The sequence below is a fragment of the Telmatospirillum siberiense genome (assembly GCF_002845745.1).
Classification (GTDB): Bacteria; Pseudomonadota; Alphaproteobacteria; order Rhodospirillales; family Magnetospirillaceae; genus Telmatospirillum; species Telmatospirillum siberiense.
The window spans coordinates 48254-71196 of sequence record NZ_PIUM01000006.1 but is presented as its reverse complement, the minus strand read 5'-3'; the positions used below and the strand labels follow the sequence as shown (position 1 = coordinate 71196).

General features: G+C 62.7%; 20 protein-coding genes. 6 read left to right on the top strand and 14 right to left on the bottom strand.

The features are described from left to right. Nucleotides 1–490: 490 nt before the first annotated feature. Nucleotides 491–1417, top strand: coding sequence for a LysR substrate-binding domain-containing protein (locus CWS72_RS07765; RefSeq protein ID WP_101250020.1), 927 nt, complete (start codon nt 491–493; stop codon nt 1415–1417). A 209-nt stretch (nt 1418–1626) separates the two neighbouring features. Beyond that, the gene (locus CWS72_RS07760) at nt 1627–3081 is read left to right on the top strand and encodes a DcaP family trimeric outer membrane transporter (RefSeq protein ID WP_158240548.1); all 1455 of its coding nucleotides are present in this window, start codon (nt 1627–1629) and stop codon (nt 3079–3081) included. A gap of 211 nt (nt 3082–3292) precedes the next feature. Here the strand turns inward: CWS72_RS07760 and CWS72_RS07755 are convergent, their stop codons facing one another. Further along, entirely contained in the window at nt 3293–3970 is a 678-nt protein-coding gene (locus CWS72_RS07755; protein ID WP_101250018.1) for a hypothetical protein, read from the bottom strand. 180 nt (nt 3971–4150) lie between these two features. After that, nucleotides 4151–5065, bottom strand: a complete 915-nt coding sequence (locus CWS72_RS07750; RefSeq protein ID WP_101250017.1) for a LysR family transcriptional regulator — start codon at nt 5063–5065, stop codon at nt 4151–4153. Nucleotides 5066–5170: 105 nt separating this feature from the next. Here CWS72_RS07750 and CWS72_RS07745 point away from each other — a divergent pair, with 105 nt between their 5' ends. Genes CWS72_RS07745 through CWS72_RS07735 form a run of 3 tightly spaced genes read left to right on the top strand, consistent with a single transcriptional unit; the run spans nt 5171 to nt 6566 of the window. Beyond that, the gene (locus CWS72_RS07745; RefSeq protein WP_101250137.1) at nt 5171–5572 is read left to right on the top strand and encodes a tautomerase family protein; all 402 of its coding nucleotides are present in this window, start codon (nt 5171–5173) and stop codon (nt 5570–5572) included. Further along, nucleotides 5569–6003 carry a cupin domain-containing protein gene (locus tag CWS72_RS07740; RefSeq protein WP_101250016.1) on the top strand — a complete coding sequence of 145 codons (435 nt, stop codon included), beginning with the start codon at nt 5569–5571 and terminating at the stop codon, nt 6001–6003. Before CWS72_RS07745 ends, CWS72_RS07740 begins: the two co-directional genes overlap by 4 nt. Next, entirely contained in the window at nt 6000–6566 is a 567-nt protein-coding gene (locus CWS72_RS07735; protein WP_101250015.1) for a DUF4865 family protein, read from the top strand. Before CWS72_RS07740 ends, CWS72_RS07735 begins: the two co-directional genes overlap by 4 nt. 205 nt (nt 6567–6771) lie before the next feature. Here CWS72_RS07735 and CWS72_RS07730 read toward each other — a convergent pair whose 3' ends face one another. The 7 genes from CWS72_RS07730 to CWS72_RS07705 form a co-directional block, all read right to left on the bottom strand. After that, nucleotides 6772–7395, bottom strand: coding sequence for a PqiC family protein (locus CWS72_RS07730; RefSeq protein WP_101250014.1), 624 nt, complete (start codon nt 7393–7395; stop codon nt 6772–6774). Next, nucleotides 7392–9014 (bottom strand): PqiB family protein, encoded by a 1623-nt coding sequence (locus tag CWS72_RS07725; RefSeq protein ID WP_101250013.1) that lies wholly within the window; start codon nt 9012–9014, stop codon nt 7392–7394. The genes CWS72_RS07730 and CWS72_RS07725 overlap by 4 nt, the downstream gene beginning before the upstream one ends. Beyond that, complete coding sequence (locus CWS72_RS28060; protein ID WP_241911630.1) at nt 9007–9639, bottom strand: paraquat-inducible protein A; 633 nt, start codon at nt 9637–9639, stop codon at nt 9007–9009. Before CWS72_RS28060 ends, CWS72_RS07725 begins: the two co-directional genes overlap by 8 nt. Further along, the gene (locus CWS72_RS28055) at nt 9636–10229 is read right to left on the bottom strand and encodes a paraquat-inducible protein A (protein WP_199175577.1); all 594 of its coding nucleotides are present in this window, start codon (nt 10227–10229) and stop codon (nt 9636–9638) included. Before CWS72_RS28055 ends, CWS72_RS28060 begins: the two co-directional genes overlap by 4 nt. Before the next feature lie 273 nt (nt 10230–10502). Further along, on the bottom strand, nt 10503–11087 hold the full coding sequence (locus tag CWS72_RS07715; RefSeq protein WP_101250136.1) for a DUF2087 domain-containing protein: 585 nt from the start codon (nt 11085–11087) through the stop codon (nt 10503–10505). Between the two features lie 617 nt (nt 11088–11704). Next, nucleotides 11705–13060 (bottom strand): glucarate dehydratase, encoded by a 1356-nt coding sequence (gene gudD / locus CWS72_RS07710; RefSeq protein WP_101250012.1) that lies wholly within the window; start codon nt 13058–13060, stop codon nt 11705–11707. Further along, nucleotides 13057–14418 (bottom strand): MFS transporter, encoded by a 1362-nt coding sequence (locus CWS72_RS07705; protein ID WP_101250135.1) that lies wholly within the window; start codon nt 14416–14418, stop codon nt 13057–13059. Before CWS72_RS07705 ends, gudD begins: the two co-directional genes overlap by 4 nt. 182 nt (nt 14419–14600) lie before the next feature. On the opposite strand from CWS72_RS07705, the gene CWS72_RS07700 reads away from it, so the two are divergent. Next, on the top strand, nt 14601–15746 hold the full coding sequence (locus CWS72_RS07700) for a LacI family DNA-binding transcriptional regulator (protein ID WP_101250011.1): 1146 nt from the start codon (nt 14601–14603) through the stop codon (nt 15744–15746). A 33-nt stretch (nt 15747–15779) separates the two neighbouring features. Here the strand turns inward: CWS72_RS07700 and CWS72_RS07695 are convergent, their stop codons facing one another. From CWS72_RS07695 to CWS72_RS07675, 5 genes are all read right to left on the bottom strand, one after another. Next, the gene (locus CWS72_RS07695; protein ID WP_101250010.1) at nt 15780–16493 is read right to left on the bottom strand and encodes an SDR family NAD(P)-dependent oxidoreductase; all 714 of its coding nucleotides are present in this window, start codon (nt 16491–16493) and stop codon (nt 15780–15782) included. 22 nt (nt 16494–16515) lie between these two features. Continuing rightward, complete coding sequence (gene mepA, locus CWS72_RS07690; RefSeq protein ID WP_101250009.1) at nt 16516–17391, bottom strand: penicillin-insensitive murein endopeptidase; 876 nt, start codon at nt 17389–17391, stop codon at nt 16516–16518. Then, the gene (gene prfB / locus CWS72_RS07685) at nt 17388–18515 is read right to left on the bottom strand and encodes a peptide chain release factor 2 (RefSeq protein WP_101250008.1); all 1128 of its coding nucleotides are present in this window, start codon (nt 18513–18515) and stop codon (nt 17388–17390) included. Before prfB ends, mepA begins: the two co-directional genes overlap by 4 nt. Nucleotides 18516–18708: 193 nt before the next feature. Beyond that, the gene (locus tag CWS72_RS07680) at nt 18709–21318 is read right to left on the bottom strand and encodes a penicillin-binding protein 1A (RefSeq protein WP_101250007.1); all 2610 of its coding nucleotides are present in this window, start codon (nt 21316–21318) and stop codon (nt 18709–18711) included. Nucleotides 21319–21449: 131 nt separating this feature from the next. Next, a complete protein-coding gene (locus CWS72_RS07675) occupies nt 21450–22820 on the bottom strand; it encodes an N-acetylmuramoyl-L-alanine amidase family protein (protein WP_101250006.1) in 1371 nt (456 codons plus the stop codon). Nucleotides 22821–22943: the final 123 nt, after the last annotated feature.

Below are 22943 nucleotides of genomic sequence, written 5' to 3'. Positions count from 1 at the left end.
TTCCTTTCGATCGATCAAATCATGACAGGAAGGCTGCCCCATCGGGGTTTCCGATGAATCAATCGGAAAATACCTGGTTTCGTCCCAAAATCGTTCATGCCATTATACACATATAATAATTATGGCTATTCGTCGGGCCGCTTGGGGAAGAGGCGTGACGAAATAGAAACAGGGGGGTGGGAAACTATGTCCAAGACAGCGATTCTCGCGATTTCATCTAATAATAGAAAATCATTAGATGAACGTGCCAATACGAGAAATTTTCGTTATTCTGCTCCGCCCTGTTATAATTTGCGGAGACACCATACGAAAACTGATGCCCCTTAAAAGGTACGGCCTCTTCCATCGTGCCCCGGCCATCTGACGATCCGATCGGCTGCCGACACGCATCCTTGGATTTTCTGAGGATGCATTTGAAAGAAACCCGTCTGACGCTGCACCGCCGCTTTCCGCCGCGGTGCCGAAATCTCGTCGGTCATGGAGCGCATCCATGGAACCCAGAGTCCTGCTACCTCGATTGTCCTTGAGAAAGATCGCCTGCTTCGTGGCGACCGCCGACGCGGGCAGCGTAAGCGCCGCCGCCCAACGGCTCGGTCTTTCGCAAGCTGGATTGTCGGAAGCGCTGAGCGATCTTGAAAAGGATCTCGGCATCAACCTGTTCATTCGCCAAAAGGCGAAGGGCGTGACGATCACCTGCGCCGGCCAGCAGATCCTGCCGGAAGCCAGGCAGCTCGTCCGTCAAGTCGAGGAATTCCAGGCCCTGACGCGGGGATCCGGCACGCATTTGAGCGGCGAGTTGACCATCGGCTGCTTCCACACCTTCCTGCCGATCCTGGCCCCCGCTTTGCTGACGGAATTTACCGCCCGGCATCCCAATGTGAAGGTTCGCTTCGTCGAAGATACACAGCGCAACCTCGAACATTCGATGCTGGCGGGAACCATCGACATGTCGATCCTCTACGACATCGATGTCGGACCGGATTTCGAACGGCAGCATCTTTATTATTCGGAAGCATACGTTCTTCTCTCCCCTCAGCACCGCCTGGCGAATTCGACCGATCCGGTCGATCTATCGCTTCTGGTGGACGACCCCTACATCCAACTCGACGGATTGCCGGGACGCAACGATCACGTCTTTTCCACCCTGGGCATGAAACCGCAAATCGCCCATCGCTCGACCAATTTCGAAATGATCCGCGCCCTCGTCGCCCGCAACCACGGCTATGCCGTGCTCATTCAACGACCGAAGCACTGTTGCACCTACGAGGGACTCCCCCTGGTCATCAGGCCGATCGCCAATCCGGTCCCTCCGATCGCGGCGATTCTCGGCTGGCCCAGCAATATTCACCTCCCCCGTCGAGGCCGGGCCTTTATTAATTTTTGCCTGGAGTTCTTCAAAGAAAAAGAACATCGATAACTCCGATGAAGTAATCGGAAAATACTATATTTTACAATATAGACATACATGTCATCGTTCTCAGACAATAACACTCAAGTCATTAGAAGGTGATTTGAGGTATACGTCAGGGAGCAATGCCTCACATGCATAAACTAAAAACATTATTAATTGGAAGCACCGCAATCACGTGCATCCTTTCCTTGCCGGCAATGGCGAGTGAAGCCGATTTGCTGAAGAAGATCGATGCGCTGGAAGCGCATATTCAGGAAATGCAGAACACCCAACGCCAACTGAGAAAGGAACTCGTCGAGCAGTCTGAAGCAAACGCCGCCGCCCGGGCCGCCGTCGGCAGGATCGAGGCGATCGAAAAGAAGGCCGCCAACGATCAGGCAACAGCCTCGGCGGAAGTCAAGGCCGCCGTCGCCAAGGCGGAAGCCGTCCAGAAGACATCGTTCGCCGGTGACATTCCCGGCTCCTTCAAAATCCCGGGAACCGAGACGTCGATCAAGCTGGGCGGCGCCGTGAAGATCGATATCGCCGACGACCTGTCGAACAGCCTGGGCGGCTCTGCCACCGACTGGAACGGCATCGGTTTCAAGGGCTCATCGACGTCGCATCGCGGCGGACAGGTGCAGTTCACCGCGCGGCAATCCAGACTGTCACTGGAAACCTATACGCCGAGCGAAGTCCTGGGGCCGGTCAAGGCCTTCTTCGAAAGCGACTTCTACGGCGGCGGCGGCTCCTATCAGGGCACCGTCGTCGGCCCCAACCGCAGGGACACCAATTCGGCCTATTTCCGCATCCGCCAAGCCTATGTCGAGGCCAGCGACGTCCTGGTCGGGCAAACCTGGTCGACCTTCATGGATATGGCCTCCAGTCCGGAAACCCTGGATATCGGCGGCCCGCCCGGCTTCAACAACGGCATCCGCCAACCCATGGTCCGCTATTCGAAAAAGGCCGGGCCGGGCAAGCTTTATCTGGCCGTCGAAAGCCCCGACGGCGACTTCCAGGGCGCCAATCAGGCTCAGTTCGCCACGGGTGCCAGCGTCCCCAGCACCAATAGCATCGATGTGGCGCCCGACGTGGTGGTGAAATACGAATACAAAGCCGACTGGGGTCAGTTGACCACCTCGGCGGTCGGACGTTGGCAGACCGCGAGCGCCGGCGGTGGAACCGTGGTCGGCTCCTTCAACGGTCGCGCCGACGCCTTTGGATACGGCGCCCTGTTCGGCGGCCTGGTGCGGCCGGTCGAAGGCGCAAAGAGCGGCGTTCAGTTCCAGGTGCTGGGCGGCAACGGAATCGGCCGCTATATGGCGCCGACGACGTCGACCAATTACGAATATGGCGCGGTGGTCGACCAGAAGAACAAATCCCTCGAATCCCTGTTCGCCTGGGGCGCGGGCGGCGGACCGAAGATCTACTGGGCCGACCAATGGCGCAGTTCGTTCATCTATGGACACTCCCACGTCAGCAATTATCACGGATTGCTGCCGACCTCGTCGCTCAAGAATCTGGACGGATTTGTCGCCAACCTTTTGTGGAGCCCGTTCCGCAATCCGGCGTCCTACATCGGCCTGGAATACACCTACGCCCACGTGGAGAACTATACGATCCCCACGGCGGCCCTCAGCAACAAGGGGGATGCCAACCGCTTGCAGGTCAGCGTTCAGTACGCCTTCTAGCATCCGAGAACATACATTTTCTCCTCTCCCGCCAGAGGCGGGAGAGGAGCTCATCTGAATGTCCACGGACCCTATCAGATTGAATCGCGCTCGTTAGCGTTTGAGCGACAGGACCTGACCTCGGCCGACACCGGAGATGGCACCGCATGGATCCTGCCGGGACATGTCATTTCAGATGACATGTCCCGGTGGCGTCGCGACGAAAAAATCTTCACGGCAATCGGGCGTTGCCGCGATGCAGGATCATGGTCTTGGCTCCGCCCAGTTGATCGACGATCAGCAAGACCTTCTCCTCCGGCTGGGATTGCCCGCAGCCCAGAGCCTTGCGGATATTCCTGCTGAAATAGTCGAGCCCGGCCGGCAGATAGATGCAGGGCTGGTTGATCGCATCGACCAGCGCTTCCCGGGCAACGGCGTCGTCCAGGATTTCGGTACTGGTGCGCAAGGCCGGACAAGGTTTCAGGTAGGGAAGGAAAAAGGGCACGTACAGCACCCATTGACGGCATACCGATGTGCTGTTGACACCGAGCGCCACACTGCACTCACCGGCAGCCACCGGCGAAGCCAGTTCGCGGGCGGTGCATAACCGGGGGGCGCCGCGAGGAATCCCCCCCTCTTCGGCGGCGACCAGAGAATGCCCCGTCTTCAGCCAATGCTGCAGGAAGGCGTTCCGGACGCTTTCCTCCATTCCGACCTGCTCGGCAATGAACAGATCGGCCACGCCATCGGCGAGCAGACCGACACAGGTTCCCCAGAATCCGACGAGACAGGCCGCGAAAAACACCACACGCCGCCGGCTTTCCCGGACCTTCAAGACATAGGCGAGACTGAAACTGGCGCTCCCCAGAAGCAGGGCCATCACCATGGAGAAGAAAACGACCGACGTCATTCGCCCTCCCTTCACCCACAAAGTCGAGGGTCAAATTCCACCTTAAATAGAATAACCCAAACCGGCTTTCAGGTCACGAGACTCGATTGCCCCGCCGATTTCCTTTCCGGCATTCTCAGGCGCGGGACCGCTGGCAGGACCTCCATGAATTAGGTGGCGACGGAGGGGTCTTGCCCCCCTTCAAGCGAGAGTATCCTGTACCAGCCATTCTCCGCGCAGAGTTTCGCGGAGTGCCTGCTTGATGATCGCGGCCAGATGCATGGCCGTAGGACCGATATCTTTGTCGGCCCGGTAGAGCACAAGACCGAGCGACGGCAATTCCGGAAGCCCGTAAGATCGCGGATCGAGCAACCGCACGGATGGCGGCGGCCCGACCGGCGTTCGCAGCGCGATGCCGAGACCGGCGGCGGTCGCGGCCCAAAGCCCGCCAAGACTCGGGCTGACGAAGGCGATACGCCAGGCAAGGCTTTGCCGGTCGAGATGTTCGCAAGCGATGGTGCGCAGAAGGCATGGCGCCTCAAGCGCGGCGAGCGGCAGCGGTTCTCCGCTCTCCCGTCGCCATACCGGATCGCCGTCCGCCGCGCCCAGCCAGCATAGCGGCAAGGCCGCGATCCGTTCGACCGTAGCGGGTGCGCCGCCGCCGTCCCAGGCGAGCGCGAGATCGAGATGCCCGGAGGCGATCTTGTCTTTGAGTTCACTGTTGCGCGCGATCCTCCCCTCGATCCTGACCTTGGGATGGGCACGGGCGAAACGGCCGAGCACCTGGGGCAGCACCGTTTCGCCGAAATCCTCCTGGAGCCCGAGCCGAATCCAGCCTTCAAGCTCGACGCCTCGCAAGGCGCTCACCGCCTCGTCGTTCAGTTCCAGCAGGCGCCGGGCATAGGACAGCAGCGCTTCTCCACCATCGGTCAGCGTCAGTCCGCGACCCAATCTGCGCACCAAGGCCACACCGGTCTGTTCCTCCAGCTTCTTGAGTTGCGCGCTCACCGCCGAGGTGGAGCGGCCCAGCCGATCGGCGGCACGGGCGAACGATCCGGCGTCCATGCCGGTGACGAAGCTGCGCAGAGCGTCCATGTCGAGGTTGGTCAGGCGCATCACAATTATCCAAAATATCAGGACTAATAATCCTGAATAATCTGATTTTCAGGACAATGGTGCCGTTCCATCATGGGCGTGTCAATCAGGTTCATGGAGGCCATCATGCCTTTCACCCGAGTATCCCTGCTCGCAGGGAAGTCTCCCGACTATCTCGCCGCCGTTTCCGATAGTCTCGATCGCGCCCTCGTTGAGGGTTTCGAGGTACCGGAAAAGGATCGGTTCGCCGTCATTCATCAACACCGGCCCGAAGAGCTGATTTTTGACCGCACCTACCGAGGCGGGCCGCGTTCGGACGATTTCGTCCTTTTCCACGTGACGACGGGCAAAGCACGATCGGATGAAGCCAAGCGGGGGTTCTACCGACGACTGGTCGAACGCCTTGCCCAAGCGCCGGGTATCAGGCCGGAGGATGTGATGGTGGTGATCGCCAACTCGACCTTCGAGGACTGGTCCTTCGCCTCCGGCATTTCCGCGGCGGTGTCGGTGGAGGAGAACGGCCGATGAGCAATCCTTTCGAGATGAGCTCGGCCTGCCCGTCGCGCATGACCATAAAGCGTGCCGGAGACGGCATCGCACGCGCACCGGAGGGCTTGGCGAGTGGCCCATTCCTCGTGCAGATGCTGCTGTCGAGCCGTACCGAGGGCGAGATGACCGCCATGCGCGCCTTCATCGAACCCGGAGTGGCCACGCATTGGCACAGCCATCCGCTCGGGCAGCTGCTGTTCGTGCTGGATGGCGTCGGTCTCGTCCAGCACGACGGCGGCGACGTGATCGAAGTCCGTGCCGGAGACTGTGTCTGGTTCCCTGCGGGCGAACGCCATTGGCACGGCGCGAGCCTGATCAGCCCCTTCAGCTATGTCAGCGTCCAACCGGTGAAAGATGGTACCGCAGTGACCTGGTTCGAGCCGGTTGATACCACGGGAGATCACCCATGATCGCCATGCAATACAGCTTCGTGCTGCCGGCCGACTACGACATGGCGATCATCGAGCGGCGCATTCGCGACAAGGGGCACCTGCTCGACAGGTTCCCGCGATTGCGTTTCAAGGCGTACCTCTCCGCCCGCAAGCGGGACGACGGCTTCACCAGCGCGGAAAACCTCTACGCACCGTTCTATCTTTGGAACGAACCGGAAGGACTCAACGCGTTTCTGACGAGCCCCGGCTTTGCCGTGCTGGCCCGGGATTTCGGCTGGCCAGTCGTCCGGACATGGGTGGTTTCGCACGCCGAACTCGGCCCCGAGCTTGGCGAAGCACGGTTCGCAAGCCGGGAGATCGTGCCGATCCCGCCCTATTCCGATCTGGCGTCATTCCAGAGAAACGCCGTCACCGATGCCCAAACGGCGGTTCGGGCCGGCGCGCTCGCGGCGGTCGCGGCCTTCGACCCCACGGCCTGGACGATGGTGCGATTTCGGCTTTGGCGTGCCTTGCCGGAAGGACAGGAACATCGGAGTCAAGACCACCAGACTTATCGGGTAGGGCACGTCTCCTTGCCCTGAGGCCCTTAGGCTCTGGGCCGAAACAATCGCTCCAGAGCCTAAGGGTTTATATGATGCCTGCGCCTCCGGCTTCGGCCGGCTCATGCGCCGCTCGGGCTGGCGCATTGAGCGCCCGCGCCATCGTTGGCGCGAAGCCAAGGGTTTCGGAGAAACCCGCCCGGCGATTGAGGGCTCGGTGATCGGTTACGATCACCGAGAGTTGGTATTAGTATCCGTCCGCCGGGCAGACCGACGCCACTCCCTGCTCCAGGCCGTCGATGCTGTCGGCGATCAGACGCGCCAACTGGCTGGTTCCATCCGACAGGGCGGCGGTCGCGGCGTCCGCGGTGAGAGCGGGCAGCGCCACGGTGATTCCGGCCCGGCAGGTGGCCGATGCCCCCTGGGGCAGACGGCGGGCCGTCCATGATCCCTCGACCACGGCGGAACGCCCGGGCACAGCCTCGAATCGCTCGATCTGCAAGGCCAGACGATATTGCGGCACGCCGCCGGCCCCGGGTGAAACGGGAGCCTGATAAACGTCGGCGGCGCGCAGCCGCCGCCACAGGGCGTCGGTGAGGATATGCCGGATCTCGTCGGGCAATGGCGCCGCCCAATGATCACCGTCACGGACATCGAGTTGACCACCGGCTCCGGTCAGCACCACCTCCTCGCGGTTGAGGCGCTCCGGCACCGCCACCGGCAGGATTTCCACCAGCCTTCGCGCGCTGCCGGAAGCCGGGGCCGGCTGAACCAGACCGAGGGCGTGATAGCGCGGCGGCGCCGACGTTCCACAGCCGCCCAGCGCGGCAACCAGGATCGTAGCCATGAGGCCGCTCCGCAAGAACGTCATTGATCCTCTCCCTTCCTGCCGCGCACCAGGGATTCGGGGTGCCGGTTCAAGCTGTCGGACAGCGCCTTCAACGAGCGGGTGGCCTCCGCCACGCCGCGCAAGGCCTGCCGGGTATCCTGTTGCAGCGGGGAATCGCCGGCCAGCGAAGCCCGTGTCGTCTCCATGGTCCGGCGGACCTCCTGAAGGCTGTCGCGGATCTCGGGCAGGATATCGCTGTCGGTCCGCCCGACCAGCGTATCGATCCGCTTCAAGGTGGTATTCACGCTGACCAGGGCGTGATGGGCATCCTGGCCCAGGGTATCGAATGGCACCTTATCCAGTTTGCGCAGGATCGATTGCACCTGCTGCTGCAACTCCTGCATATCGCTGGGAACGGTGGGAAGTTCCATCGGCTGGGCGCCGGCGTCGAAACGCACCCCCGGCGCGTCGGGAAAGAAATCCGCCGCCACATAAAGCTGACCGGTCAGAAAGCTGCCGGTACGCAGTTGCGCCCTCAATCCCCGACGCACCAGTTCGGCGAGGCGGGAGGCGCGGAACTTGCGATCCGTGCTTTTCATGACGGCCTGGGGGGCCAGCCGGTCGGGGTAGATGTCCACCATGACGGGCGCCGAAAAATCCCCGGCGTCAGGATCGAATGTCAGACCGATGGAACGGACCACGCCGATTTCGATGCCCCGAAAATCGACCGGAGCCCCCACCGCCAATCCCCGGACCGATTGTCGGAAGCGCATGACCACCGCCTCGGGTTCGCCATCGGGCGTCTTCATGGCGTCGGCATGACTGGCGGCGAGGGAAAACACCGCTCCATCCTGGGCCGGCTGGTCGGTACTTCCTGCCGTTTCGAAGGCGATGCCACCCATGAGAATCGAGGCCAGCGATTGGGTTTCCAGCCGCACCCCGGCGGAATCCAATCGCAAATCGACACCGCTGGCGTGCCAGAAACGGGTCTCGGTGGTGACAAAGCGGTCATAGGGGGATTTGACGAAAACACCAAGAGCGATGCGATGCCCATCCGGTTCCAGGGTGAAGCTTTCGACATGCCCCACTTCGATGCGGCGGAAATAGACCGGCGAGCCCATATCGACGGATCCGATATCCTCGGCCAGCAATTTGAAGCGATGCCCGGGAACGTCCGAGGCGACCACCGGCGGCGTGTCGAGGCCGACGAAATCAGTCCTGTCGTCCGAGGAATGGCCGGCATCGACGCCGATGTAGGATCCCGACAGCAGCGTTCCCAGGCCCGACACGCCCGATCCGGCGAACCGGGGACGGACGACCCAGAACCGGCTGTCGGCAACGGCCAGTTGGCCGGCCTCCTTCACCAGTTCGATGGTGACGACCACCCGCGCGCGGTCCTGGCTCAGCCGGACCGTCTTGACCTCGCCGATATCGACGTCCTTGAATTTGACCTTGGTCTTGCCCGGCTCGATCCCTTCGGCCGAGGAAAAAGTGACGGTAATGGTCGGCCCCCGCTGCATGATGGCCTGGACCACCAACGACAGGCCGATCACGGCGGCCAGCAGGGGAATGATCCACACCATCGAAAACCGCCATCGCCGGGGCGGCTCGATCACCGGCTCGGGCAAGGCGTGAAACGGCGGATTGGGGGAATCAATCATGGTTTTCCTTAGAAACCGGAGGATCCCAGATCAGACGGGGATCGAAACTTCTGGCGGCCAACATGGTAAGGACCACAACGGCACCGAAGGCGGCCGCCCCCGAGCCGGCCTGGATCACCGCCAAACCCTGAAAATGCACCAACCCCACCATCAGCGCGACCACGAAGACATCCAGCATCGACCAGCGACCGACCATCTCGATGATGCGGAAGAGCACGGCCCGCTGACGCCGGTTATAAACCGACCGCCGACGGACCGTCCAGGCCAGGACGCTCAAGCTTCCCAGCTTCAGCATCGGGACCAGGATGCTGACGAAAAAAATCAAGGCCGCCAGCCCCTGGGAGCCCGACGTCCAGAAATAGACGATGCCGCTTAAGATCGTGTCCTTTTCGGCGCCGAACATGGACGAGGTTTCCATCACCGGCAGCATATTGGCCGGGATATAAAGGATGGCGGCGGCCATCAGATAGGCGCAGCTCCGCGACAGGCTGTCGGGCTTTCGCGGATGCAGTTCGGCCCGGCAGCGCGGGCAGCGAATGCCGGTTTCCTCCGCTGCGTCACGGCAAAGCAAACCGCAATGGGTACAGGCGACAAGACCGGCATCGCGAGCCGACATCACCGTCATCGAAAGGCACCCTCGGGATCATCCCACAGCGCGCGGGGGTCGAAGGTCAGAATTGCCGCCATCAACAGGGTGAGGGCGGCGAAGGCCCACAGCGCCACCCCGGGCAGAACATGGGCGAGATGGGAGAGCTTCACCAGGGCGACCAGCATGCCGAGCATGAAGACCTCGATCATACCCCACGGACGCAACCCTTCGACGAAGCGCCAGAGCGTCGCCGGCCGCCCCCGCCGGAACGTCAGAAGCAAGACCAGCATGGCCAGAAGATCGACCAGCGGAAAGAGGAGCGTGGTGGCGAAGACCAGAACGGCGACCAACTCTCGCCCTTCCCGCCACAAGGCGAGAATGCTGCCGTAAAGCGTGGCGCTGTTGGTCTGCCCCTGGATCTGCAGATCGACGATGGGAAATACATTGGCGATCACATAGGTCAGCAAGGCGCAGACGACCAGCGGCAACAGTTGATCGGGGTGCAGATGGGGATGACGGTAAAGCACGGCACCGCAACGGACGCACCGGGCCTTGGCGCCGCGTCTCAACGCCCGGCGGCGATGCAGGGCATCGCATTCCGGACAGGCCACCAGATGCCCAGTCATGATGCCCTTGCCCGCAGTTCACCCATCGGGGAGGCGGCGGAATTGATCGGCGTCACCGTGCGTCCTCCCGTCCAGCCACCCGCCTCGAAACGACAGATCATCATCCGAAAATAGCCTGAAACCCTAGAGGATTCAGAAAATCCCGCAAACGGCGACGGAAAGCAATTTCCACGATCGGCCTTTTTTCACATGCCCCTCGAACCCGAGGCCGTTCCATTCCGAACGGACGGAGCCCGACCCCAAGTCCGAGCGGCGTTAAGTGAGCCGGGATGATCACGGCGATTTGATGGCGCCATCCGGGCGGCGCCGTCGGCGTTGAAACATCAGATGCAGCAAATGCCGAACCTCGGCGGGCGGCATTTGCTCGACACGCCGGTATTGGCTGCCGTCCGGCGTGCGTATGAGCAGTCCATGGTCGACCAATTCCCGGCGGAGCAGCACGTGATCGCCAACGCGCTCGCCCGCCTGGATGACCTGGTTGACCTGGCGTTCGTTCAGCACCCGTCGCGCCGGAATGCCGGCCCAGATCACCCACAGACAGGGAAGACGGCAGGAATATTTCCCGGGCCACCGGATCAGATGCCCCTCGGAGTCGAAATATCGCAGCAATCGTTTGACGTCACTGGTCAGCGCCCCCTCGTCCGGCGCCGTTTCCGGTTTTGCCGCCATCGGCGGGATCGGACCTGCGTCGACCTGGGTGCGGAAATGCTGGAAATTCCGATAACCCGATGCCCGGACCAGCATATTGAGCATCTGCACATGCCCCGGCGCCTTGGCCTGGTCGCTCCACTGCTTGACCAGCGAACGCGCCAAAACCGAAATATCCTGGGCATGGAATGGGTAAAGAGACCGCGACATGGTCGAATCCTTCTGAAACGTGCCGAGCCGGAAAGGCTTGCCATTGGTCGCCGTTACGGCCTGGCACGGGAATTCGAGCCAAGCGGCGCTGTTTGCGCCGAAAAGGAAAAGCAGGTTTAGCGTTCCCGGAAAAGGGATGGCGACGCCTGGGTGAACTGCCGACCGGGGCGAAGAATAGCCCTGGAGGAGGTCGGGAATCAAGCCGGGAGCGTCAAGGACACGGCAACCTGCTCAGGTTAACGGGCGGGACTATCTGGCCAAGCGTCGTAAGAGGCGCCAGCTCACCGCGGCTCAGATCAACCCTGTCCGTAGTTTCTTGTCTCAGACATGGGGGGCAGTCCAGGGCCTGCCCTTATCTGCGCCTATCTGTGTTTATCTGTGCTCCTTTTGACAAGGCCCCGGTCCCGGACCGGGCCTTCGGGAGCAGCCCAACTGGCCCCGGGATAACCCGCTGGAATCGATCATAAGGAAACACAGATCAGCACAGATGAACGCAGATGAGCACAGATGGGCCCGAAGCGCGACTGGCGGCCGGGGCTCCGAACTCGGGTTCCGCTTTTGTTAACATCGGCGCCAAGGGCGATGCCGGCCGCCCGGCCGGCATCGCTTCACGAACCTTAGCGGACGAGGCAGGGCTTCTTGTTGTCGAAGCGCCAACCGGGAATCAGATATTGCATCGCCACGGCGTCGTCACGGGCACCCAGGCCATGTTTGAGATAAAGCGCGTGCGCCTTTTCGACCTCCGCCATGTCGATCTCGACGCCCAGGCCGCCCCGCTTCGGCACATCGACCCAGCCGCCCTTGATCAGGAAGGGCTCCTTGGTCAGGCGCTGGCCGTCCTGCCAGATCCAATGGGTATCGATGGCGGTGATCTTGCCGGGCGCGGCGGCGGCCACATGGGTGAACATGGCCAGCGACACGTCGAAATGGTTATTGGAATGCGAGCCCCAGGTGCGCCCCCATTCATGACACATCTGGGCAACCCGCACCGAGCCCTGCATCGTCCAGAAATGGGGGTCGGCCAGGGGGATATCGACGGAGTTCAACTGGATGGCGTGTCCCATCTGGCGCCAGTCGGTGGCGATCATGTTGGTCGCCGTCGGCAATCCGGTGGCCCGGCGGAATTCGGCCATCACCTCGCGGCCCGAATAGCCGTTCTCCGCCCCGCACGGGTCCTCGGCATAGGCCAGCACGTCATGACGGCCCCGACACAGGGCGATGGCCTCGGCCAGCGGCCAGGCGCCGTTCGGGTCCAGCGTGATCCGGGCTTCCGGGAAATGCTTGGCGAGAAGACTGACGGCCTCCATCTCCGCTTCGCCCGACAGCACGCCGCCCTTCAGCTTGAAATCGTCGAAGCCGTAACGGGCGTGGGTGGCTTCGGCCAGACGCAGCACCGAGGCGGGCGTCAAGGCCTCTTCATGGCGCAGCCGGAACCAGTCGTCCTTGACGTCGGGAGCGGACAGATAGGGAAGATCGGTCTTGCGGCGGTCGCCGACATAGAACAGATATCCCAGCATCTTGACCCGTTCGCGCTGTTGGCCTTCGCCCAGCAGGGCGGCAACCGGCACATCCAGGAACTGCCCCAGCAGATCGAGCAGGGCGGCCTCGACGGCGGTCACCGCGTGAATGGTGATCCGCTGATCGAACGTCTGTTGGCCGCGTCCGCCGCTGTCACGGTCGGCGAAGCGTCCGCGCATGGCGTTCAGTACCCCGTGATAGGCGCCGAGCGGCTGGCCGACCACCAGCGGAATCGAATCCTCCAGGGTTTTGCGGATTGCCTCGCCGCCCGGCACCTCTCCTACTCCGGTATGGCCGGCATTATCCGTCAGGATGACGAGATTGCGGGTGAAGAAGGGACCGTGCGCGCCGCTCAGATTGAGCAGCATGCTGTCATGTCCGGCCACCGGAATGACACGCATTTCCGTGACTTTCGGCGCCGCCGAGAAACTGTTTTGCGAAGAGATCTTAGTCATTTTTGGAGTCCTCCCAGAGACGGCGTGTTCCGCTGCAACACGAACCGTTTGATTTCGCCGACGACCAGAAGATAGCAGCCAATGGCGCCGAGGGCGTTGGCGGCGACAAATACGAGGGCGGCGTCGAAGTTACCCGTCCCCTGCACGAGATAGCCGATGACGATCGGCGTGGTGATGCCGGCGGTATTGCCGAAGGTATTGAACAGACCGGCGCTCAAGCCCCCGATTTCCTTGGGCGAGGTGTCCGAGACCACGGCCCAGCCCAAAGCCCCGACGCCCTTTCCGAAGAAGGCGAGCGCCATGACGCTGACGACGATCCAGTCGACGTTGATGTAGTTGCAAGCGATCATGCTCATCGACATCAGCATGCCGACGACGATCGGCACTTTGCGGGCCAGGGACAGTGAGCCGCTTTTACGCAGCAGCAGATCGGAGATGACGCCGCCCAGGACGCCACCCGTGAAGCCGCAGAGAGCCGGCAGCGAAGCGACGAAACCGGCCTTCAGAATGGTCATGCCGCGTCCCTGGACCAGATAGACGGGAAACCAGGTGATGAAAAAGTAGGTGAGCGTGGTGATGCAATACTGGCCGATATAGACGCCCATCAGCATGCGGCTTTTCAGAAGCTGTTTGATAAAGCCCCACTGCGGGCCGTTGTCGGCCTTGGCCGCCTGTTTCTGATCCATCGAGACGAGGCCGCCCCCCTCCTCGATATAAGCCAGTTCGGCGGCATTGATGGATGGATGGTCCTTCGGGCTGTGCAGGATCTTCGCCCAGACCAGGGCGACGAGGATGCCCAGCACTCCCATCACATAGAAGACGTATCTCCAGCCGAACTCATGGGTGATCCAGCCCATCAGCGGAGCGAAAATCACCGTGGCGAAATACTGGGCGGAGTTGAAGATCGCCGAAGCGGTGCCGCGCTCCTTGGTCGGAAACCAGGCCGAAACGATCCGGCTGTTGGCCGGAAACGACGGCGATTCGGACAAACCCACCATAAAACGCAGGACGAACAGCGTCGTGATGGCGTAGCCGGCCGCAATGATGCCCACCGAGCCCTGGAGCATGGTGAAGAACGACCAGAGAAGCAGGCTGGCGATATAGACCGGCTTGGAACCGAAGCGGTCGAGCAGCCAGCCGCCCGGCAACTGACCGATCACATAGGACCAGCCGAAGGCGGAAAACACATAGCCCATGGCCACGGCATCCAGCCCCAACTCCTTGGCAGCCTGTGGCCCCGCGATGGATAACGTCGCCCGGTCGGCGTAATTGATGGCGGTCAGGACGAACAACATGAAGACGATGAGATGACGAACTCGGCTTCTTTTCGTGTCCGCCAGGTTCTTTTCTGAACTCATGGACGTGACTCCCCGATGATCGCTGTTTTTTGGATCGCCGGGCATCGCTGCCGGGCGATGAAAGCGCTTTCATTTCCACTGATAGCGCTTTCATAAAATCACTGCAAGCGCTTTCATATGCCTTTAAACCATCGTTGAGCAGGAAGCCCTTGGCATTCCGGGATCGGCCTGATTTGATCGGTATGCGTTTTGTGCGCTTCCATCGCGACGCAAAGACCACCTTCGACCACCTAAAAGGCCTTCTGGTGCCCGGATCATTGCCTCCCGACGACCCGACAGGGTCTTTGAAACAGATCGACCCCACGCCCGGTGAACCGCACCCCGCCCCTTCCGCCTCGGGAGCGATCACCCTGGGCGATGTCGCCCGACTGGCCGGCGTCTCGCCCAGCACCGTCTCCCGCGTGCTCAACCGCCCCGAACTGGTCAATGCCAAAACCACCGAGGCGGTGCGGGCGGCCATTGCCGAAACCGCCTATGTTCCCAATCTGCTGGCCGGGGGACTCGCCTCGAAACGCAGCCGGCTGGTCGCCGCCATCGTGCCGACCATTGCCAATTCCATCTTCACCGAAGCCGTCGAAGCGCTGACCGACCGCCTCGAGGAGGCGGGATATCATGTGCTCCTCGGACTGACCGGTTATCCGGCGACCCGCGAAGCCAAACTGGTCGAGGCGATCCTGAGCCGACGCCCCGAGGGCGTCTTTCTGACCGGGGTCAACCATGCCCCGGAAACCTATCGCCGTTTACGCGCCGCCGGCATCCCGGTGGTGGAGACCTGGGACATCACCGACAATCCCATCGATGTGGTCATCGGTTTTTCGCATGCCGCCGTCGGTCGGGCCGTCGCCACCTACCTGACGGACAAGGGCTACCGCCGTCTGGCCATGGTTTGGGCGGACGACGAGCGCGCCAAGATCCGTCGTCAGGGTTTTCTGGCGGCGCTCTCTGAAAAAGGCATCGGGGATGTTCGCACCAGCATGGTGCCCGCACCGGGCAACTTGCAGCGGGGACGCGAAGGCCTGGCCCGTCTTCTCGATGAGCCAGGCCCCTCGCCACAGGCCGTTTTCTGCAGTTCCGATGCGCTGGCGCAAGGCGTCCTGGCCGAAGCCCAGGCCCGCCATCTGACCATCCCCGGAGACCTGGCCGTCATCGGCTTTGGCGATCTGGATCTCGCCGCATACACTTATCCCGCCCTGACGACGGTGCGGATCGACCGCCACGCCATCGGCCTGAAGGCGGCGGAGGCGATGCTGGCCCGGATCGACGGCCGTCAGGAGGTCGAGAGGACGGTCGATATCGGCTTCCGCCTGATCGAGCGCGCCAGCACGTGATGCCGTTCCGGGCTTAACCCGGGTTAAATCTCCCTACAGGGAGGCGCCGCCACAGACGAATATGCGCTGGCCGGTAATGCTGGCCGCCAGATCGGACAGCAGAAAGGCCGTCAACGCGGCAACCTCCTCCGGTTTGACGAAGCGTCCGATGGGCGGCAGTTTCGGCTGAACGCCGGCCCGGCCTGGATCCTTGAGCATCGGCGTGTCGGTCGCGCCCGGTGCGACGACGTTCACCGTCACTCCACGCGGTGCCAATTCGATGGCCCAGGAGCGCGCCAGTCCGACCATGGCGGCCTTGCTCGCGGCATATTGGCTGCGGCCCGCCGCCCCTTCGGCGGTGCGGCTGCCGATCAGAACGATACGCCCGCCATCGGACATCCGCGCCGCGACATGCTCCACCAGTTGCGTCGCCGCCTCGACATGCAAACGCCACATCAGCCGCGCGGCATCGGGAGGCACCTCGCCGATCTTACCAACGCGCATGACGCCCGCGGCGTGCACCAAGGCCGATACCGGGGGTAATCCGGACAGAGCCTCGCTCACGGCGGCGGCGTCCAGCAAATCAACGGGCGTGACATGAAGATGCGGATGAGCGAAAGGCGGCGCCCTCCGGCTCATTCCCTCCACCCGCCATCCCTCTTGCAACAGATGCCGGGCAATGGCGGCGCCGATACCCGAACTCACCCCCGTAACGAGCGCCCGCCGGAAGATTTCCCCGTCACATGGATCAGACTGGTTGTTTGCCATCGGGGCCGCTCCCGGCAGAAGGTTAATCCGCGCTTCCAAGAATCGTCCGGCACGCCGCCGGCGGCTCCGGACGTTGAACCTTCAAGGGATCATGCGGCTTCGGTCGCGATTTCCAGTCACCGCTGATGATCCAGGACTGCAACTCCCCCCCGCATCCGTCGCCTGGCGGCAACGGGGCCCCCGGGACGCATTCGGCGTCGCCGGGCTGGCAATGCAGGCGCACATGGAAGTGATCGTCGTGTCCCCACCAGGGACGCAGGACGCGAAGCCAGGCGCGGTCATCCCCCGCCCCGTCGCACAACGCTTGCTTGATGGCGGGATTGACGAAGATCCGCTCGACCCGGGGATCCGAGGCGAAGGCGTGCAGGATGGCCGTCTGGGCGGGGCCCCATCTCCCCGGCAGGAAGGTTCCGTCTTCGGCCAGGACGCCGTCCAATGCCGGCGTCGTCCGCTCCTCCTCGGTCAGGGGGCGATCGGACAGGCGGAAGAGAATGTCGACGTCGATCCCCGTCTGATGGCTTCCATGACCCGAGGCCATGTGCCCACCCCTGGGCTGGGCGATGTCACCGACCAGCAGCCGCCAGGGCGAAGGCGTTTCCCCGGCCTTTTCCATGAGGAAGGAGATCATCGACGGATGCCCCCAGAACCGGTTGCGTTCCGGCCTCAGCGTCTCCCAGCCACGGCCCGACAAGGGCAGGGCTTCGGCTCCGCTCAAGCATCCGTTGGCGGGACTGCCGATGGAATGGCCGGAGCCGGGAAACGGGGTCTCGCGAACACGGCTGGTCAGAGCGGATGCCGCAAACCCCTCGCCCGCCGCCGGCGTTTGCACCGCGAAGGCCGCCAACCCCACCAGGAGCAGGCCGAACAGGCGGAAACGGCGGCAGCGGCGATGGATCATTCGGTTTCGGTCTGACCTCCGACACCGCCCTGGATCCGGGCGGCCAGAGACGCCGCCATGAAGGGATCCAGATCGCCGTCCAACACGCCCTGCGTATCCGAGGTCTCGACGCCGGTACGCAGATCCTTCACCATCTGATAAGGCTGCAGCACATAGGAGCGAATCTGGCGCCCCCAGCCGATCTCGGTCTTGGCATCGGCTTCTGCCTGGGCAACCGCCTCGCGCTTCTGCAATTCCGCTTCGTACATGCGGGCACGAAGCATGTCCCAGGCCATCGCGCGGTTGCGGTGCTGTGAGCGGTCGGCCTGACAACTGACCACGATACCGGTCGGGATATGGGTAATGCGGATGGCCGAATCCGTCTTGTTGATGTGCTGGCCGCCAGCGCCCGAGGCGCGGAAGGTATCGATACGGCAATCCGACTCGTTGATCTGGATGTCGATGCTGTCATCGATCACCGGATAGACCCAGACCGAGCTGAAGCTGGTGTGCCGACGCGCCGCCGAATCGAAAGGCGATATGCGCACGAGGCGGTGCACCCCGCTTTCCGTCTTCAGCCAGCCATAGGCGTTATGGCCGGTGATCTGCAGGGTCGCAGACTTGAGGCCGGCCTCCTCGCCGGCGTTTTCTTCCAGCCAGACGACCTTATAGCCATGCTGCTCGGCCCAGCGCATATACATGCGCAGCAAAATCTCCGCCCAATCCTGCGCCTCGGTGCCGCCGGCACCGGCATGAACCTCGATATAGCAGTCGTTGGAATCGGCCTCGTCGGAAAGCAGGCTTTCCAGCTCCATCTTGCCGGCCCGTTCGCGAAGGGCCCGCAAGCCCTCCTCGGCGTCGACGACGACGGTCTGGTCGTCCTCCATCTCGCCCAACTCGATCAAACCCAGGAAATCGTCGCGATCGCGTTCGATGCTCCGCACCGTGCTGACCGACTGTTCCAGGTGAGTCCGCTCGCGCATCAGCTTCTGCGCGGCGGCGGCATCATTCCACAGGTCCGGATTCTCGGAGCGGGCGTTCAACTCGTCGAGACGACGCAGAGCATTGTCCCAATCAAGATGGCGCCGCAACAATTCGAGCGACTGATTGATGTCATTGGCGATCGCCTCGATTTCGGCGCGCATATTGGATCCTATGGTCGCGGGATTTAAGTCGGAGAGGGTCGTTTTAGGCGAAACGGCCCCCCCTCGCAAGTCTCTCTAGAACGTGATGTCTTAAATCCGCATCACGCTCCAGCTAGTTTTCCAAGCCCTCACAGGGCGCGGGCTCAATGGCCGCTTTGGAGTATCCAAGCGTCAAATTTGACGCTCGGATGCTCTAATACAATCCACCGGCCTGCGGGATGGCCGGCTCGGCCGGCGCCGGCCGTACCGGCACGGCGGCGGGCGCCGCCGGAAGAACCGGTTGGGCCGGCGCCGACGCAGGCATGCCGGGCGGCAAAAGGCCCTCGCCGCCGGCCGCGTCCGCAGGAAGGTTTCCCGTCTGCGCCTGCCCGACGGGCTGATCCTCGGCGGCGCCGACGCCGGAGATCGTCCCATAGCCCAGCCCCATCACGCCGGCATCGTTGTCGAGCACCGATTCCTCCACCCCGGAAGGCACGGTATCGGGTTTGAATGCCTCGTAGATGACATTGTTATCGCCAGGCTGCGCCGGCTTGCCGGTGGCGGCGTTCACCCGCACCAGACGGATGCCCGACGGCACGCGGAAGGGGGTCGGCGGCTTGTCCTTCAACGCCTCGGTCATGAAATCGCGGAAGATCGGGGCCGGAATGGTGGCACCGAACTCATGCTGGCCGAGACTGACCGGCTCGTCGAAACCGACGAAAACACCGACCACCAGGTCCGGCGAGAACCCGATGAACCAGGTATCCTTGGAATCGTTGCTGGTCCCCGTCTTGCCGGCGATCGGCTTGCCGACGGAAGCGACGATGCGCCCCGTTCCACGGGCCACCACGCCCTCCAGGATATGAACCATCTGATAGGCGGTCATCGGATCGACCAACTGCTCGGCATTGTCCGGCACGTCGGGCATGTCCTGGTCGGTATAGAAGGTCGTCTGGCAGCTCGTGCAAATCCGGGTGTCGTGACGGTAAATGGTAAGACCGTTGCGATCCTGGATGCGGTCGATCAGGGTGGGCGTCACCTTCCGCCCGCCGTTGACGATCTGGGCATAGGCCGCGGTCAGTCGAAGCGGCGTGGTTTCGCCGGCCCCCAGCGCCATGGCCAGTTCGTGCGGCAATTTGTCGACCACGCCGAACTTCTCGGCGTAATTGGCCACCTTGGAAATACCGATGGTGGCGGCCAGACGGACGGTCATCAGATTGCGCGACTTCTCGACGCCGACCCGAAGCGTGGTCGGACCCAGATAGTCGTTATGGTCGTTCTTCGGCCGCCATTTGGGCAAGCCGGGCCCCTGCTCAAGCTCGATCGGACCGTCGAGGACCAGGGAGGACGGCGTATAGCCGCTGTCGAGCGCCGCCATATAGACGAAGGGCTTGAAGGCCGATCCGGGTTGGCGGAGCGCCTGGGTCGCGCGATTGAACTGGCTGCGCGCGTAGGAAAAACCTCCCTGCATGGCCAGCACGCGCCCGGTGTGCGGATCGATGGCCACCAGGGCCCCCTCCACTTTCGGAGGCTGCCGCAAGGTATAGGTTTCGGCGCCGTATTTCTCTTTTCCGTCCTCGCTCTTCGTCACCGCCTCGACGGCCACCACGTCGCCCGCCTGCAACACATCCGAGGCACGCCGGGGCACCGGCCCCATGTTCTGCAACGACAGCGCCGGCCGCGCCCAGCGCAGTTCGGCCAGGGGAATTCGGCCCTTGCGGCCGTCGGCGAAACCGACTTCGGCGTGATCGTCCGCCGTCGCCAGCACCACCGCCGTCAACCAGGGCGCCAATTCCGGCCGCGCCGGCAGGGCAGCCAGACGACGGTTCCAGCCGGCTCCGGCATCGATCTTGGTCAGCGGTCCCCGCCAGCCGTGGCGGCGATCATAGGATTCGAGGCCGGCCCGCAACACCTTGGTCGCCAGTTCCTGCAAGGCAGGATCAAGGGTCGAACGAACGTTCAGGCCCCCTTTGTAAAGGGAATCCTCGCCATATTGATCGGCCAGCTCGCGACGGATGTCCTCGGCGAAATATTCGCCGCCGGGGACCAGGACGGCCTCTGCCCGGGGACGGGTCGAAATCAGGTCCGCCATGGCGGCGCGGGCCTCGGCGGGACTGATATAGCCATCCTCGGCCATGCGTCCGATGACGTAATCGCGCCTCTCGCGGAACAGCTGCGGGTTGCGGCTCGGCGCCTTGGGCAGCGAGGCCAGAAAGGCCACCTCGGAGATCGACAGCTCGTCCAGGCTCTTGTCGAAATAGTTGAGCGCGGCGGCGGCAACCCCGTAGGACCCCTGGCCGAGGTAGATCTCGTTTAGATAAAGCTCGAGAATATGCTGCTTGGTGAAGGCGCGTTCGATACGGAAGGCAAGAATCGCCTCCTTGATCTTGCGCGCGAGAGAGACCTCGTTGTTGAGCAGGAAATTGCGGGCGACCTGCTGGGTGATGGTCGATGCCCCGACCGGACGCCGGTCGCTTCCCATGCCGCGGTTCTTCAGGTTGGTCACGACGGCACGGGCGATACCCGCCGGATCGATGCCGGAATGCTGGTAGAAATTCTTGTCCTCGGCGGCCAGAAAGGCGTTGATGACCCGCTGCGGCATCGCGTTGATCGGCACGAAGCTGCGCTTTTCCAACGCATATTCGGCAACGAGCCGGCCGTCCCCCGCATAGACCCGGGTCGTGATCGGCGGCTCGTAATGGGCCAACTGATGATAGTCCGGCAGATCGCGCCCATAATGCCAAAACAGCCCCAGAACGCCCCCGACGGCAACGATGGCGAAAAGAAACAGGGTACTGAACAGGAGAACCAGAAACCTCAACATGACGTCACGTCATCCTTAAGAGTGCATTCGGGCGATCGTCCCGATAACGGATGAATCGCACCTGTGGCGATGCCGGGGGTGCTCCAACTTTCGCCTGAAGCCGGCCCCGCCGTTCCCGACCCGGCGAAACCTCAAGAGCGGCGCGCTTTTTGCGTCTGCGCAAAATAGTGTTCTATCGCCCGCGCCATGGCGGTTGCCAATTTGGCGCGGTATTCCGGACGGCGCAACATCTGCTCGTCCTCCGGGTTCGAAAGATAGCCGGTTTCCACCAGCACCGAAGGAACGTCGGGTGCTTTCAACACGGCAAATCCGGCGAATCTGTGGGTGTTTTGCAAAAGCTGTCGGGTTCCGCGCGAGATTTCCTGAATCAGCCCATGGGCGAACACCGCCGAGAGATTCATCGATTCGCGTTGGACCAGATCGATCAGGATATTGGTCACCTCGGGCGATTCGTTCGACAGATCAATGCCGGCCACAATATCGGCCTTGTTTTCCTTGTCCGCAAGGGCCTGGGCTTCCGCATCCGAAGCGTTCTGCGACAAGGTGTAGACGGACAACCCGCGAATGTCCGGATCCGACACGGTATCGGCGTGCAGGGACACGAACAGGTCGGCATTGTCGGCCCGGCCGATGGACACCCGCTCACGCAAGGGTATGAAGACGTCCCGGTCGCGCGTCAGAATGCATTTGACCTTCCCCCCCTTGTCGAGTTGCGCCTTCACGTCGCGCGCCAGGGCGAGAACGATACTTTTCTCGTAGACGCCGCTCAGGCTTATGGCGCCGGGGTCGACACCACCATGGCCGGGATCGATCACGACGATCGGTTTGCCGGAATGGGCGCTTTTGCGGCCAGACGGCCGCGCCGAAAGATCTGGAGCCGGGGCGGGCGCGGCGGCGACCGGCAGGGCGGCGGGAACAGGGGCGGGAGCGCGCGGCGGCGGCGGCGGCACCGCGCCCCGTGCGACGGTGTCGCCCTCGGGGCGCTTCGCTCCCGAGGGCGCCGGCGGCGGAGTGAGGATGGGATTGGCCTGGGATACGCTTTGCGACGTCGCGGCCGGCTTGGCGGGCACCGGCGGCGGAGCGCCGGCGGTCATGTCGAGAACCAGGCGGTAATGCCCCCCGGCAGCCGGGGGGATCAGGAAAGCCTTCTGAACCGTCACCGGTTTACCAGCGTCGAGGACCAGACGGTCCGGTCCGCCGGCGGACGAATCAAAATGGTAGTTGCGCAAAACGCCGACCGGCCGACTCAACCCCTTGGCCTCGGCCGACCAGGCAAGATCGGGAAATTCGATAACAACGCGCGACGGATCGGTCTGCCCGACCACCTGGAAGGGGATCGACAGCGACAAATCCATGACGAAACGGGTCACGCCATCGTGATCCGCGACGCGAACGCCCGTTACCGCCGGCCGATCACCGGCCATGACCCAACCGGGCAACCCGAGCAGCAGAACGCAGACAATCGTCACGATGCGGAGGAGCAAACCGCGGAACCGCCCCATCGATACATTATCCCTCAACTAAAGGCGCCACTCATATAGCCGAAACGATTCTTCCGGTTCAATGCCAAACCCCTTGATTCCGATTGATCTTCTATCCATTTCGGTAAAGAAGATCTGAATTTG

Coding starts and splice junctions, on each gene's coding strand:
- CWS72_RS07755 (WP_101250018.1), bottom strand. CDS start 3,970: ATGACGTCGGTCGTTTTCTTCTCCATGGTGATGGCCCTGCTTCTGGGG.
- gudD (WP_101250012.1), bottom strand. CDS start 13,060: ATGACTAAGATCTCTTCGCAAAACAGTTTCTCGGCGGCGCCGAAAGTC.
- CWS72_RS07700 (WP_101250011.1), top strand. CDS start 14,601: ATGCGTTTTGTGCGCTTCCATCGCGACGCAAAGACCACCTTCGACCAC.
- mepA (WP_101250009.1), bottom strand. CDS start 17,391: ATGATCCATCGCCGCTGCCGCCGTTTCCGCCTGTTCGGCCTGCTCCTG.
- CWS72_RS07680 (WP_101250007.1), bottom strand. CDS start 21,318: ATGTTGAGGTTTCTGGTTCTCCTGTTCAGTACCCTGTTTCTTTTCGCC.
- CWS72_RS28060 (WP_241911630.1), bottom strand. CDS start 9,639: ATGACGGTGATGTCGGCTCGCGATGCCGGTCTTGTCGCCTGTACCCAT.
- CWS72_RS28055 (WP_199175577.1), bottom strand. CDS start 10,229: ATGACTGGGCATCTGGTGGCCTGTCCGGAATGCGATGCCCTGCATCGC.
- CWS72_RS07740 (WP_101250016.1), top strand. CDS start 5,569: ATGAGCAATCCTTTCGAGATGAGCTCGGCCTGCCCGTCGCGCATGACC.
- CWS72_RS07735 (WP_101250015.1), top strand. CDS start 6,000: ATGATCGCCATGCAATACAGCTTCGTGCTGCCGGCCGACTACGACATG.
- CWS72_RS07715 (WP_101250136.1), bottom strand. CDS start 11,087: ATGTCGCGGTCTCTTTACCCATTCCATGCCCAGGATATTTCGGTTTTG.
- CWS72_RS07765 (WP_101250020.1), top strand. CDS start 491: ATGGAACCCAGAGTCCTGCTACCTCGATTGTCCTTGAGAAAGATCGCC.
- CWS72_RS07705 (WP_101250135.1), bottom strand. CDS start 14,418: ATGAGTTCAGAAAAGAACCTGGCGGACACGAAAAGAAGCCGAGTTCGT.
- CWS72_RS07725 (WP_101250013.1), bottom strand. CDS start 9,014: ATGATTGATTCCCCCAATCCGCCGTTTCACGCCTTGCCCGAGCCGGTG.
- prfB (WP_101250008.1), bottom strand. CDS start 18,515: ATGCGCGCCGAAATCGAGGCGATCGCCAATGACATCAATCAGTCGCTC.
- CWS72_RS07695 (WP_101250010.1), bottom strand. CDS start 16,493: ATGGCAAACAACCAGTCTGATCCATGTGACGGGGAAATCTTCCGGCGG.
- CWS72_RS07675 (WP_101250006.1), bottom strand. CDS start 22,820: ATGGGGCGGTTCCGCGGTTTGCTCCTCCGCATCGTGACGATTGTCTGC.
- CWS72_RS07745 (WP_101250137.1), top strand. CDS start 5,171: ATGCCTTTCACCCGAGTATCCCTGCTCGCAGGGAAGTCTCCCGACTAT.
- CWS72_RS07750 (WP_101250017.1), bottom strand. CDS start 5,065: ATGCGCCTGACCAACCTCGACATGGACGCTCTGCGCAGCTTCGTCACC.
- CWS72_RS07730 (WP_101250014.1), bottom strand. CDS start 7,395: ATGACGTTCTTGCGGAGCGGCCTCATGGCTACGATCCTGGTTGCCGCG.